Origin of the sequence: Blastococcus sp. LR1 (assembly GCF_020166105.1) — a bacterium.
GTDB lineage: Bacteria > Actinomycetota > Actinomycetes > Mycobacteriales > Geodermatophilaceae > Blastococcus.
In genome coordinates, this window is the sequence record NZ_JAIUJY010000007.1 from 124368 (window position 1) to 137375 (window position 13008).

13 protein-coding genes are annotated in these 13008 nt (G+C 72.6%); 7 read left to right on the forward strand and 6 right to left on the reverse strand.

Annotated features, from left to right (window positions below; translation table 11 throughout):
• Positions 1-67: 67 nt before the first annotated feature.
• From LBW97_RS19150 to dnaA, 6 genes are all read right to left on the reverse strand, one after another.
• A complete protein-coding gene (locus tag LBW97_RS19150; protein WP_224500967.1) occupies positions 68-1024 on the reverse strand; it encodes a hypothetical protein in 957 nt (318 codons plus the stop codon).
• A gap of 43 nt (positions 1025-1067) precedes the next feature.
• Positions 1068-1568, reverse strand: coding sequence for a DUF721 domain-containing protein (locus LBW97_RS19155; protein ID WP_224500968.1), 501 nt, complete (start codon positions 1566-1568; stop codon positions 1068-1070).
• Positions 1565-2737, reverse strand: a complete 1173-nt coding sequence (gene recF, locus LBW97_RS19160; RefSeq protein ID WP_308010511.1) for a DNA replication/repair protein RecF — start codon at positions 2735-2737, stop codon at positions 1565-1567. Before recF ends, LBW97_RS19155 begins: the two co-directional genes overlap by 4 nt.
• Before the next feature lie 13 nt (positions 2738-2750).
• A complete protein-coding gene (gene gnd, locus LBW97_RS19165) occupies positions 2751-3770 on the reverse strand; it encodes a phosphogluconate dehydrogenase (NAD(+)-dependent, decarboxylating) (protein WP_224500970.1) in 1020 nt (339 codons plus the stop codon).
• Positions 3770-4915, reverse strand: coding sequence for a DNA polymerase III subunit beta (gene dnaN, locus LBW97_RS19170; RefSeq protein WP_308010512.1), 1146 nt, complete (start codon positions 4913-4915; stop codon positions 3770-3772). Before dnaN ends, gnd begins: the two co-directional genes overlap by 1 nt.
• Before the next feature lie 1095 nt (positions 4916-6010).
• The gene (gene dnaA / locus LBW97_RS19175; RefSeq protein WP_304505476.1) at positions 6011-7768 is read right to left on the reverse strand and encodes a chromosomal replication initiator protein DnaA; all 1758 of its coding nucleotides are present in this window, start codon (positions 7766-7768) and stop codon (positions 6011-6013) included.
• A 667-nt stretch (positions 7769-8435) separates the two neighbouring features.
• Between dnaA and rpmH the strand changes: the two genes are divergently transcribed.
• From rpmH to LBW97_RS19210, 7 genes are all read left to right on the forward strand, one after another.
• Positions 8436-8573 (forward strand): 50S ribosomal protein L34, encoded by a 138-nt coding sequence (gene rpmH, locus LBW97_RS19180; protein WP_091930872.1) that lies wholly within the window; start codon positions 8436-8438, stop codon positions 8571-8573.
• A gap of 1 nt (position 8574) precedes the next feature.
• Positions 8575-8955 carry a ribonuclease P protein component gene (gene rnpA, locus LBW97_RS19185; RefSeq protein ID WP_224500972.1) on the forward strand — a complete coding sequence of 127 codons (381 nt, stop codon included), beginning with the start codon at positions 8575-8577 and terminating at the stop codon, positions 8953-8955.
• Positions 8952-9338 (forward strand): membrane protein insertion efficiency factor YidD, encoded by a 387-nt coding sequence (gene yidD, locus LBW97_RS20640; RefSeq protein WP_224500973.1) that lies wholly within the window; start codon positions 8952-8954, stop codon positions 9336-9338. Before rnpA ends, yidD begins: the two co-directional genes overlap by 4 nt.
• On the forward strand, positions 9331-10404 hold the full coding sequence (gene yidC, locus LBW97_RS19195; RefSeq protein WP_224500974.1) for a membrane protein insertase YidC: 1074 nt from the start codon (positions 9331-9333) through the stop codon (positions 10402-10404). Before yidD ends, yidC begins: the two co-directional genes overlap by 8 nt.
• 85 nt (positions 10405-10489) lie before the next feature.
• Positions 10490-11104 (forward strand): protein jag, encoded by a 615-nt coding sequence (locus LBW97_RS19200; RefSeq protein WP_224500975.1) that lies wholly within the window; start codon positions 10490-10492, stop codon positions 11102-11104.
• Positions 11101-11793, forward strand: a complete 693-nt coding sequence (gene rsmG / locus LBW97_RS19205) for a 16S rRNA (guanine(527)-N(7))-methyltransferase RsmG (protein ID WP_224500976.1) — start codon at positions 11101-11103, stop codon at positions 11791-11793. Before LBW97_RS19200 ends, rsmG begins: the two co-directional genes overlap by 4 nt.
• Before the next feature lie 142 nt (positions 11794-11935).
• Positions 11936-12988, forward strand: a complete 1053-nt coding sequence (locus LBW97_RS19210) for a ParA family protein (protein ID WP_255601565.1) — start codon at positions 11936-11938, stop codon at positions 12986-12988.
• The last annotated feature ends 20 nt before the right edge of the window (positions 12989-13008 follow it).

Consider the following 13008-nt stretch of genomic DNA (forward strand, 5'->3'; position numbering starts at 1 on the left):
CGGAGCAGCGGCAGCAGGTCACGGACGCGGGCGGCGGGTGCCCGCTCCTCGTCGCCGGTCGGGGGCGTCAGCGCGATTCGCCTCCGAGAGCAGCGACGATCGCCGTCAACAGCCGGGCGTGGTGCTCGAGCAGCGGCGGTCGGTGCCCGTCGGGACGGATCGCTGAGACATGCCCGGCACCGGACCAGAACTCGTCGCCGTCGTCGCTGCCGAGCAGCACCGCGTGCACCGCCGGGTCCTGGGCGAGCCGGTGCAGCCGCGGGTCGTCCTCGCCGGCGAGGAGCAGCCAGCGCGCGTCGAACGCCGGATCGCCACTGGCCAGGGGCACCAGTCCGCCGGTCCGGTGCCGCCAGAACCGGGCCGGGCCGAGCCGGAACACCGGCACCTGTCCCAGCACCGGCGCAGCGGTGACCGCGTACTCCGGGACGACGTGCCGCCCGGATGCGTAGACCACGTCGAAGGCGACGAGCTCGAGGCCGCCGGCCCGGCCGCGCAGCACGTTGCCCGCGCGGTGGTCCTTGGTCGCCCGGACCGGGGAGCTCGCGATGACGTCGGCCAGCACGGCGTCCTGCGGAGTGGTGCCGTCGGTGACGGTCCACCCGTGCTGGAGCGCCCAGCCCTGGGAGCCGACGAGGTCGCCCTGATAGGCGAAGACCTGGTCCGCCGCGCCCCGGGCGCGGCTGCCGGTGCGCCGCTCCGGGGAGGCCACGGCCTCCGGCGGCGGGCCGGGCAGCGGGGGTTCCTGCGGCGGCGGCTTCTGCAACGGGACCGGTGCATCCGACGGCGGCGGGACCGGACGCCGGGGCTCGGCGGCCGGCAGGTCCCAGCCGGGTGGCTGCCAGGACGCGGAGCTCAGCGAGTCCGACTCGTCCCGCGGCGTGCGGCGGCGGTCGGCGAAGTTCGGCTTGTCCACGTCGTCGTCGGGCGTGCCGCCGGAGCCGAGGTGCGGGGGCTCCCGCCAGTCGCTGCCGTCGTCGGGCCCGCCGAAGCCGTCGCGGTCCTCAGGGTCGCGTGGACTGGTCATCCCTGCATCGTCCTCCCCGGCACCCTCCCGGTGGTCGGGCGCCTCATCCGTACGTGTCGCGGGGCCCCCGGCCGCGCACGGAGCGCGGGCCCTTCTTCCAGCTGGGAGCCGTCGGACCGACAACGCGCAGCTTGGTCACGACGTCCCCACCGACCTGCGCGCGCAGCTTCCCCAGGATGGTGGGCGCCAGCAGGCGCAGCTGCGTGGCCCACGCGGTCGACTCCGCGATGACGAGCAGCTCGCCCTCGCTCAGCGTCTCCGGCCGGCAGTGGGCGGCGATCTCCGGGCCGACGATGACCGACCAGCGCCCGAAGACCGAGCCCACGCGCGTGCGCTCGGACCAGTCCTGCTGGCTGATCAGGGAGTCCACCAGCCGGCCGAAGGGCTGCGGGTCGTCCGCCCCGGGGCCCGGCCCGCTCCAGCTGCGCCGAGGGCCGGCGATCCGTCTCCGGGTCGGCTTCGGGCGGGCGGCCGAGGCGGCGCGCGCCGCTTCCAGTGCCGCGCGGGCGATGTCGCTGGGCCGGGCGGGACGGTCCTCGGTCACGGGGCGCCTCCGTCGGTGGCCGCGACCGCATCCTTCACCACGACGGCGTACCCGTCCCCGACCTCGACCCGCGCGCCGCGCAGCTCGGGCGGGACGTCGTCGACCACCGCGGCGGTGATCAGCGTCTGCTCCGCCGAGCGGGCCACCGCCGACAGGGCAGCCCGCCGTTCGGCGTCGAGGGTGGCGAAGACGTCGTCCAGAACCAGGATCGGGTCCTCGCCCTCGGCCCTGAGCAGGGCGAAGGTCGCGAGCTTCAGCGCCAGCGCCAGGGACCAGGACTCGCCGTGGCTGGCGAACCCCTTGGCCGGAGCCGGTCCCAGATGGATCACCAGGTCGTCCCGGTGCGGCCCGACCAGGGTCATGCCGCGGTCCAGCTCGTCGCCCCGGCGCTCGGCGACCCGGGCAGCCATCGCCGCGGACAGCTCCTCGATGGTGGGGAGCTCCGCGCCGGGGGCCAGGGCGGTGCCGTCGCCGGCCAGCGGCACGGTCGAGCTGTAGCCCAGCCCTGCGACCGCGGCGCCCTCCCCGGCGACGCCGGCGTAGGACTCCGCGACGTGCGGGGCCAGGTCGGCGACCAGCCGGAGCCGGGCCGAGAGCAGCTGGCCGCCGAGGTCGGTGAGGTGGCCGTCCCAGACGTCGAGGGTCTCCATCGCCTTGCCGCGCGCCATGCGCGCCGTCTTCAGCAGGGCGTTGCGCTGCTTGAGGACCCGCTCGTAGTCGCTGCGGACGCCGGCCAGCCGGGGTGTGCGCGTGGCGAGCAGCTCGTCGAGGAACCGACGTCGCTCGGTCGGATCACCGCGCACCAGCGAGAGGTCCTCGGGCGCGAAGAGCACGGTGCGGACCATGCCGAGCACCTCGCGCGGGCGGGGCAGCGGCGCCCGGTTGACCCGCACCCGGTTCGCCTTGCCGGGGTTGATCTCGATCTCGACGAGCAGCTCGCGGTCCCCGCGACGGAGGGCGGCCCGCACCACCGCCTGCCCGGCACCGTGGCGGACCAGCGGAGCGTCACCGGAGACCCGGTGGCTGCTCATGGTCGCCAGGTAGCCGACGGCCTCGACGAGGTTGGTCTTGCCCTCCCCGTTGCGGCCGACGAACACCGTCGGACCCGGACCGAGGGCCAGGTCGACGCGCTCCCAGCTGCGGAAGTCGCCGACCTGCAGGTGCCTCACGTACACCGGGTGCTCATGCCGGCTTCTCGGCCTCCTGCGCCTGGACGGCACGGACGGCGTGCCCGCCGAACTGGTTCCGCAGCGCGGCGACGGCCTTCATCGTCGGGGAGTCGTCCTGCCGCGAGGAGAAGCGGGCGAACAGCGACGCTGCGATCGTGGGCATCGGAACCGCGTTCTCGATCGCCTGCTCGACCGTCCAGCGGCCCTCGCCCGAGTCCTCGGCGTAGCCCTTGACCTTGTCCAGGGCCGGGTCCTCGTCCAGCGCCCGGACCAGCAGGTCCAGCAGCCACGACCGGATCACCGTGCCCTGCGTCCAGGACCGGACGACGCCGGGCACGTCCTCGATGAGGTCGACGGCGGCCAGCAGCTCGTAGCCTTCGCCGTAGGCCTGCATCATCGCGTACTCGATGCCGTTGTGGACCATCTTGCTGAAGTGGCCGGCGCCCACCGGGCCGGCGTGCACGAAGCCCGCGGCCGGGAGCTCCTGGCCCGATTCGTCCACCGGCGCCGGAGGCTTCAGGGCGTCGAAGATCGGCTGGACCTTCGCGACGTCGTCCGCCGTGCCGCCGACCATGAGGGCGTAGCCGTTCTCCAGGCCCCAGACCCCGCCGGAGACGCCGGCGTCGACGTAGCCGATGCCCTTCTCGCGGCACAGCACGTCGTGCACCTGGTCGTCGGTGTACTTCGAGTTGCCGCCGTCGACGATCACGTCGCCGGCCTCGAGGAGACCGGCGAGCTCCTCGACCGTCTGCCGGGTCGGGTCACCCGCAGGCACCATCACCCAGACGACCCGGGGCGCGGACAACGCCTGCACCAGTTCCGGCAGCGTCTCGACGTCCCGCTTGCCCGGGGCGCGGTCGTAGCCGACCACCTCGTGACCGGCGCGACGCACGCGCTCGGCCATGTTGCCGCCCATCTTGCCCAGCCCGATCAGCCCCAGCTGCACGGTGGAAGTCCCCTCGTCGCGATCTCGGATCCAGTGCTCATCGTGCTGCTCCGGACCGCCGTGCGCGACGGCAGCCCGCTCCGGCATCAGCCAGGGAGGCGCACCGGCATGATCAGGTAGCGGTAGCTGCCCTTCCGCTCGGCGGGTGCGGCCGGGGCGTCGTCGGCCGGCGGCTCGTCCACGCCGGACAGGACCGCCGGCTTCAGCGGGCTGGTGAAGTCCATCCGCGCCCGGCCGGTGTGCACGGCGGCCAGGCCGTCGAGCAGGAACGTCGGGTTGAAGCCGATGGTCAGCGGGTCGCCGTCGAAATCGACGTCGCAACGCTCCTCGGCCTGGCCCTCCTCATCGGTGCCACCGGCGCGCAGGGTGACCTGCCCGGGGGTGAACTCGCAGCGCAGCGGCGTCCCCCGCTCGGCGACCAGCGCCACGCGCTTGGCCGCGGCGGTGAACAGCTCCACCGGCAGAATGGCGTGCGACAGGGACTCGTTCGGCATGATCGCGCGGTACTTCACGAACTCGGCGTCCAGCAGGCGGGTCGTGGTCTCCCGGTCCTTGCCGGACAGGCCCAGGATGCCCTCGCCCGAGCTGCCCGAGGACAGGGACAGCGTGATCTCCGGCCCGCTGGTCAGCGTCTTCGCGGCGTCGGCCAGCGTGCGCGCGGGCACCAGGACGGCGGCGGACAGGCCGGAGGTCTCCGGGCGCCAGGCGAACTCGCGGACGGCGAGGCGGTAGCGGTCGGTCGCCGCCAGGGTGATCAGGTCGTCCTCGATCTCCAGGCGGACGCCGGTCAGCATCGGGAGGGTGTCGTCCCTACCGGCGGCGATCGCGACCTGGCTGACCGCTTCGGCGAAGACGTCGCTGTCGACGAGGCCGGCCGTCGAGGGCATGGACGGCAGCGACGGGTAGTCGTCGACCGGCAGGGTGGGCAGGCTGAACCGCGCGTTGCCGCAGGTGATGGCCAGACGGGGACCCTCGGCGGTGATGTCGACGGGGTGCGGCGGCAGGGCGCGGGTGATCTCGGCCAGCAGACGGCCGGGCACCAGGACGCGACCGCTCTCGCTGGTCTGGACGTCGATCTCGGCACGGGCCGACACCTCGTAGTCGAAGCCGGAGACCGACAGCAGCGTCCCGTCGACCTCGAGCAGGATGCCGGCCAGCACGGGCACCGACGGCCGCGGCGGCAGGCTGCGCGCCGTCCAGGCGACGGCGTCGGCGAGCACCTCACGTGCCACCCGGAACTTCATCTCTCGACCCACCCATGTTCGGTCCGCCCACCGACCGCCGGGTCACGGCGCCCGGTGCTGGGCAGAGCTCGTCCTTCGTCGTGCACCGGGCACGAGGCCTGCGGTGCGGTGCTCATCGTGCCTGGTGCAGTGCCTCGTGGGGAAACCCCGTCCCTCGATGGGCTCCGACCCGTCCCACCGGTCCACTGCTCCTGGTCCAGCTGCTGCTTGTCGGAGCCGCTCGAGGCCCTGCCAGCGCAGCGTCCCCACCCAGAGTGTGGTTCAAGAATTCTCCGAGATAACTCCCTCATCCTCGTCATCACACGTGTGGAAGCTGGGGATCGGGCCCCTTTCCGCAGGTCAGGGGCTGTTCGGGGCTGTTGGCCGATTGTGGGTGGTCAGCGTCTTCCTGTTGTCGACACGTGGACAGATCGACGGTTGTGCACCGTCGTCGTCGCCCGTCCACCCCCTCTCCCCTGCCAGTCCCGGGTTCGTCCCCAGGCCGTACCCAGCCCCGGCGAGCGCCGACGACGACTCGATCGGCCGCATGGCCGGCTGTTCGGAGTTCCCGCAGGTCAGCGCCCTGTTCGGCGTCGGAACGGGCGGTGTCGCCGGCACGGGGCCGTGAGCGTGCGGCGGCCCCGGATCGAGGGAATCCGAAAGATCTCCCCAACCTGTGCACATTCCTGGGGACAACTTCTCGATCTGTCGACCGCGGCCGGTGACCGTCTGCCCGCGATGAGGCCGGAATGCAGGGCTTCCGTCATCCCCAGGGATCCACACAGGTGTGGACAACGACTTGTCGACCGCCCCGAGACGATGACCGGACCCGGTGGAAACGACGACCGTTCGACGCCCGCGTGACCGGGCAGAGACGCCCGTGAACGAGTCGAGAACGACCGAAGCAAGGACGGTGCCGAGGGGTCGCCGAAGGTCGGATACGGCACAGGAAGGGTCGCGCCGAGTCGGCCCGGAGGCTCCCGCGCAGGCACGACGAAACGGCTCAGCTCAACAGGGGGACGGCCATGGCCGCGGTGTCGTCCGGAGCGGCTCCGTCCGGAGGCTCACCGCGAGCGTGCGAGTGGTGAGAGGGACGGGGTCCTGCTACTGCCGGGCGCGGCTCTTGATGCGGGCGGTGAGCTCGGTGACCTGCGTGTACGTCGCGCGGCGCTCGCTCATCAGGTTGGTGATCTTCTTGACGGCGTGCATGACCGTGGTGTGGTCCTTGCCGCCGAAGGAGGCACCGATCCGGGGCAGCGAGAGCTCGGTGAGCTCACGGCACAGGTACATCGCGATCTGGCGGGCGTTCACCAGCGTGCGGCTGCGGTTGGTGCCCTGCAGCTCCTCCATCGTCACGGAGAAGTACTCGGCGGTGGCGGCCATGATGATCGCGGCGGTGATCTGCGGGCCCTGCTCGTCGCTGATCAGGTCCTTCAGCACCAGCTCGGCCAGGGGCAGGTCCACCTGCTGCTTGTTCAGCGACGCGAACGCCGTGACCCGGATCAGCGCGCCCTCGAGCTCGCGGATGTTGGTCTGCACCTTGCTGGCGATGAACTCCAGCACCGGGTCGGGCACCTGCAGCCGCTCGCCCCACGCCTTCTTGCGCAGGATCGCGATGCGGGTCTCGAGGTCCGGCGCCTGGACGTCGGTGATCAGGCCCCACTCGAACCGGGTGCGCAGCCGGTCCTCCAGCGTCGTCAGCTTCTTCGGCGGACGGTCGGAGGTGATCACGATCTGCTTGCTGGCGTTGTGCAGCGTGTTGAAGGTGTGGAAGAACTCCTCCTGCGTCCGCTCGGCGCGCTCCAGGAACTGGATGTCGTCGATGAGCAGGAAGTCGATGTCCCGGTAGCGACGGCGGAAGTCCTCGGCGCGGCCGGAGTGCACCAGGTTGATGAACTCGTTGGTGAACTCCTCGGTGCTGACGTAGCGCACCCGGACGTTCGGGAACATGCGGGCCGCGTAGTGCCCGATGGCGTGCAGCAGGTGGGTCTTGCCCAGGCCGGACTCGCCGTAGATGAACAACGGGTTGTAGGCGCGGGCCGGCGCCTCGGCGACGGCGACGGCCGCGGCGTGGGCGAACCGGTTGCTGTTGCCGATGACGAAGCTGTCGAAGACGTACTTGGCGTTGAGGCCGGGGTCGAGGCCGGCCGGCCGGCCGCCCTCGGGGCGCCGGCCGCGTCCGCCGGTGCCGCTCCCGTTGCCGCGGCGCTGGTCGGCGAACCCGGGGTCGACGTCGAAGGGCAGCACGTCGGCGCTCCGCTCGCCGTCGGAGGAGTCATTGGCGTCCGGGCCCCAGGGAGTGGTGCTCCAGTCCTCGGGAGCTCCCCGGTCGACCGGCGGACGCTGCGGACCGTCGGCCGGGTGCAGCTCCCTGACCTGGGAAAAGTCCACGGGGGCAGGGCGCTCGGCGGAGGTGTCACGGTCCCAGGGCGCCGGGCCGACGGCGTCGGTCCGCACCCCGAAGGCGCTGCGGCCGTCGTCGGCGCGGTCCCGGGTGGCCCGGTCCTCCTCGGCGCGCTGCACCTCGGCGGCCGACCACGGACGACGGGTGGGCTCCGGGGCGGCGGGCTCCTCGGCCTCGGCGGGCGCGTCCTCGAGCTGGACGGCGACGCGGATGTCCCGGTTGAACCGCTCGGACAGCGCCTCGGCGAGCACCCTGCGCATGCGGGACTCGAGCACCGTCTGCGTGAACTCGTTGGGGGCGGCCAGCACCGCGGTGTCCTCGACCAGCATCAGCGGTCGGGTGAGGTTCAGCATGGCGTTCTGCTGCGGAGAGAGGCTGGTGGCCAGCCGCTCCCGGATCTGGTCCCAGACCGTGGCCAGGTCCAGCGGGTCGTCGGCCATGCCGTCTCGTCCTCCCATGCAGTCGACCCCACGGCCGCTCCCGGTGCGCGGGGCACCTCCGTACCGGTCCTCGTCCCTCGCGCCGAGTCCTGTCGGGGACGCCGCTGTGGACACGCGGGAAGGCGTGTTCCACATCGGTGTCCACAGGCTGTGCACGGTCGGCGGCGCTAGGCGCCGGCCTCGCACGGGACAGCGGCCGGATCAGCATCCGTGCTGGTCAGCGGCCTGATCGGGCGGGTGGAGGAGCGGCTCGGCGGTCATTCGACCGACGGGGTCGGCCCGCGCATCGTGACCCTGACGTCCGACGCGGAGCGAGGCGACGCTAACAGCTTCGTCCACAGCCGGGCAACGACGGCGGGCGCCGTCCGGCGGGTGCCGGAGCGGTCGGACCCGATCTCCCGATCGGCGTGCCGTCGCACGCCGGAGGCTGCGAGGGAGGCATCATGGGCGGTCGGTCCTCGACCGGGTCCCGGCCGCCGCCGGTCCTCGGTTATGCTTGCCGGAGTCTGTGGACGGGTCTGCCCGTCCCCGGTCGGTGCAGCGTTCCTGCGCGATCGGGTCGGGGGTCGTCCGCAGTGCCAGCTTCCAGGGTGGTCGGGCGCGGTCTCCGCACCGGTCCAGCACCCTGCGCGCGTCCGTCCACCGACGGGGGCGCACCGCCGATGTCGTGTAGTGGGAGTACCTCGTGAGCAAGCGCACGTTCCAGCCGAACAACCGCCGCCGGTCCAAGACCCACGGCTTCCGGCTGCGTATGCGTACCCGCGCCGGCCGCGCCATCCTGGCGACCCGTCGGCGCAAGGGCCGCGAGAAGCTCTCCGCCTGACGTGCTGCCAGCGCAGGCACGCCTGCGCCGGCGCCCGGAGTTCAGTGCCGTCGTCCGATCCGGCCGGCGTGCCGGGCGGCCGACCATGGTGCTGCACTACCTCCCCGAACGGCCCGCGCAGCCGGCCGGTGACCTCGCGTCCCCGCCGGTTGCACGGGCCGGTTTCGTGGTCGGCAAGACCGTGGGCAACTCGGTCGTCCGGCATCGTGTGACCCGTCGGCTGCGAGCGGTCGTCCGCGACGAGCTCGATCGGCTCCCGTCCGGGTCGGACCTGGTGGTCCGGGCCCGGCCCGAGGCGGCCGATGCCGACTTCGCCGCGTTGCACCGAGACCTCGCGAAGGGCCTCGACCGGCTCCTCGGTGATCGGGTGCCGTCCCGATGACGTCTTCCGGAGCGCCCCGCCGGTCGGTGGCGGCGCGAGCCCTGCTGCGCGTAGTGGGTTTCTACTCCCGGGCGATCAGCCCGGCCTTCCCGCCGCGCTGCCGGTTCCACCCGACCTGCAGCGCCTACGCAGCCGAGGCGGTCGGGGTGCACGGCGCCGTCCGTGGCTCGTGGCTCTCGCTGGTGCGGCTGCTCAAGTGCGCGCCCTGGCACCCCGGCGGCGTGGACCTGGTCCCGTCCGCCGACCGGAGCGGAACCGCGCAGAGCGCCCGCTCGTCCAGTTCATCGGTGTCCGCGTCCCGGGCGCCGTCCGATCTTCCGGGCTCAGGCCCGGTCACCCCGCCGGTTGCCGGCCAGGCGTTCGAGGAGTCCTCCGTTGCTTGACTGGCTGTACACCGCCATCTCCTGGGTCATGGCCCGGTGGCACTCGCTCTGGAACCTGGCCTTCGGTGACCCGCCGGCCGAGTCCGGGCTGTCCGGTCTCTCCTGGGTACTGGCGATCGTCTTCCTGGTCGTCACGATCCGGCTGATCCTCTTCCCGCTGTTCGTCAAGCAGGTCAAGTCCCAGCGGGCGATGCAGGAGCTCCAGCCCGAGCTGGCCAAGCTGCGCAAGCAGTACGGCAGCGACCGCCAGGGCATGGCCGTGGCGCAGCAGGCGATGTTCAAGGAGCGCGGGGTCAACCCGCTGGCCGGCTGTCTGCCGATCCTTCCGCAGATCCCGGTCTTCCTGTCCCTGTTCCACGTCCTGCGCCGCCTCGCGCCCGACAAGCAGGGGCTCTACTCCTGGTCGAACGAGCTGACCGACCAGGCCGCACGGGCCAAGCTCTTCGGTGCGCCGATCTCCGCCTCGTTCAACATGGACGGCGCCAAGGAGCAGTCGATCCTCGAGATCGCCAGCTACGGCACGATCCGGACCGTCGCGTTCGTGCTGATCCTGGTCATGTGCGCCACGACCTACTTCACGCAGAAGCAGATCATGAGCCGCTCGGGCCCGGTCGAGGGTCAGGCCGCCATGGTGCAGAAGCTGATGCTCTACGGCGTGCCGCTGAGCCTCTTCGTCTCGGGCTTCATCTTCCCCATCGGTGTGCTCATCTACTGGATGACCAACAACCTGTGGACGCTGGGCCAGCAGTTCTTCATCCTGCGCAAGATGCCCCCGCCCGGGTCGGCTGCCGCCAAGGCGAAGGACGGTCCGGACAAGCCCGTGGACCCGCGCACGCTCGCCCCGAAGCCCGGCGCCAAGCCGGTGCGCACCAAGGGCGGCCGTCCCACCGCCGCGCCGGCGAGCACGACGTCCGCCGAGAACGCGGTGAGCCTGGACAAGGGCGGAAACGCAGCGGATGCCGCCCCACAGGCAGGCGGCTCGACGGCAGCGCCCCGCGGCGGCAGCGGCTCGCGCCCCGGCTCCGGCCAGGGGCCGGCGAACCGGGGCAAGCGCAAGCGCCGCTGACCACCGTCCGCTCCCCCGCCGGCTCCGCCGGCACACAGACCACCGGGCACGCCCCGGCACCCGCACCGAACTGGGAGGAACACCCGTGAGTGCTCCGCAGCAGCCTGCGACCGACATCCAGCCCGCCCTGCCCGACGCCGACGCCGGAAGCGACGACGCCGTCGTGGAGGACCTCGACGTCGACACGGACCTCGACACGGACGTGGCCGGAGGGACGGAAGGGGCCAAGGGGTCGGGCGACGACCTCCTGGTCCAGGAGGGCGACGTCGCCGGTGACTACCTCGAGCGGCTCCTGGACATCCTGGACGTCGACGGGGACATCGACCTGGACGTCGAGGGCGACCGGGCGTCGGTCGCCATCGTCGGCGGACGGTTGAACGACCTGATCGGCCCCGACGGCGCCACGCTCGAGGCGCTGCAGGAGCTCACCCGGCTGGCCGTGGCCCAGTCCACCGGTGTCCGCAGCCGGCTGATGCTCGACGTGGGCGGTTACCGGGCCAAGCGGCGCTCCGACCTCACCGCTCTGGCCGGCGACACCGCGGGACGGGTGGCCTCCAGTGGTCAGCCGGAGCGGATGAGCCCGATGAATCCGTTCGAGCGCAAGGTCGTCCACGACGTCATCGCCTCGGTGGCCGGCGTGCACAGCGAGTCGGAGGGCGAGGAGCCCAACCGTCGCGTCGTGGTCCTGCCGGACAAGTGAGCGAGGGTCCAACCGCCGGGGACCGCCCGAGCGGCGGCCCCGGCCTCCCGCCGGAGCCGCCCGCCGTAGCGGAGTCGGTGTTCGGGGACGCTCTTCCACTGGCCCGGCAGTACGTGGCCAGGCTCGCCACCGACGGGGTGACCCGGGGCCTCATCGGCCCGCGGGAGGTGTCTCGCCTCTGGGAGCGGCACGTCCTCAACAGCGCAGCCGTGGCCGAGGCCGTTCCGTCCGGTGCCCGCGTCGTCGACGTGGGCAGTGGCGCAGGCCTTCCGGGCATCCCGCTGGGGTTGGCACGTCCCGATCTCACACTGACGCTGGTGGAGCCGATGGCCCGCCGGGTGGAGTTCCTCGAGGAGGCCGTCGCCGAGCTCGGGGACGCCGTGTCGTCCTGGCGTGTGGTCCGAGGGCGTGCGGAGGACCGCTCGGTCATCTCCGCCGTGGGCCCCGTGGACGTCGTCACCGCGCGGGCCGTCGCACCGCTGCCCCGCCTCGTCGCGTGGTGCCGCGGTCTGCTGCGCCCGGGCGCCCAGCTGGTGGCCCTCGTCGGATCGCGGGCACTGGAGGAGCTCCCGCAGCTGCTCCCGGAGCTCCGTGCCGCGGGAATGCGGGACATCGAGCCGCGGGCCGTCGGTGCATCGCTGGGCGACGCTGCCACTACCGTGGTGGTCATGACGCGTGGAGACCGGTGACGTCAGGCTTCCGGCCGCCCGCAGGGCCCCGCAGCGAGCTCGCGAGCTGTGGGGGGCGGGGGGTCCCTAAGCTGTTCCACGTGGAACAGGACCAGATGCCCACCCCGTTCCACGTGAAACGCGCGCAGAGGAAGGACCCGCGATGAGCGACCCGGGCGAGCGGCTGCGCAGCAGCCTCGCCGCCGACCAGTCGTCCGCCTCCTCCTACGGCATGGGTGACTTCGACAGCCCCATCGCGATGGAGGCGCTGCGCGCCACCCGCGTGCTGCACGCGGCGCACCAGGAGCCCTTCCCGGCGCCGGGGCGGATCCGGGTCATCACCATCGCGAACCAGAAGGGCGGGGTCGGCAAGACCACGTCCACGGTGAACCTGGGCGTCGCGCTCGCCCTCTACGGCCTGCGCACGCTGGTCATCGACCTGGACCCCCAGGGGAACGCCAGCACCGCCCTCGGCGTCGAGCACACCGTGGGGACGGCGTCCATCTACGACGCCCTGGTCGGCGACAGCACCCTCTCCGAGGTCGTGCACCCGACGACGGCCAGCCCCAACCTCTTCTGCGTCCCGGCCACCATCGACCTGGCCGGCGCGGAGATCGAGCTCGTCTCCGTCGTCGCCCGCGAGCACCGCCTCCGCCGGGCGATCGAGTCCTACGTCGCGGCCCTCCCCCAGGAGAAGCGCCCGCACTACGTCCTCATCGACTGCCCGCCGTCGCTGGGTCTGCTCACGTTGAACGCGCTGGTGGCCGGCGACGAGGTGCTCATCCCGATCCAGTGCGAGTACTACGCGCTCGAGGGCCTCGGGCAGCTGCTCAACAACATCGACCTGGTCCGGCAGCACCTGAATCCCGGCATCGCGGTCCGCACCATCCTGCTGACCATGTACGACGGCCGAACCAAGCTCGCCGACCAGGTGGCCGACGAGGTGCGCAACCACTTCGGCGACGTCGTCCTCGAGGCGGTCATCCCGCGCAACGTCCGGGTGTCGGAGGCGCCGGGGTACGGCCAGTCCGTCCTCACCTACGACCCGGGCTCGCGCGGGTCGACCAGCTACGTGGAGGCGGCTCGCGAGCTCGCCCACCGCGGTGTCGAGCTGAAGCCGCTGGACGCCGCCACGGGTGGCCCGGGCGCCACCCCGGTCGGCGCGCTGGCGTTCGGCGAGACGGCCGAGCCGTTCCGCACCGAGAGTTCCCAGTGAGCACCACTCCCGACGAGGAG

Excerpts from the sequence above, each read along its gene's own strand:
- LBW97_RS19150 (WP_224500967.1), bottom strand. The coding sequence starts at position 1,024 with ATGACCAGTCCACGCGACCCTGAGGACCGCGACGGCTTCGGCGGGCCC.
- gnd (WP_224500970.1), bottom strand. The coding sequence starts at position 3,770 with ATGCCGGAGCGGGCTGCCGTCGCGCACGGCGGTCCGGAGCAGCACGAT.
- dnaA (WP_304505476.1), bottom strand. The coding sequence starts at position 7,768 with ATGGGAGGACGAGACGGCATGGCCGACGACCCGCTGGACCTGGCCACG.
- yidD (WP_224500973.1), top strand. The coding sequence starts at position 8,952 with ATGACGTCTTCCGGAGCGCCCCGCCGGTCGGTGGCGGCGCGAGCCCTG.
- LBW97_RS19210 (WP_255601565.1), top strand. The coding sequence starts at position 11,936 with ATGAGCGACCCGGGCGAGCGGCTGCGCAGCAGCCTCGCCGCCGACCAG.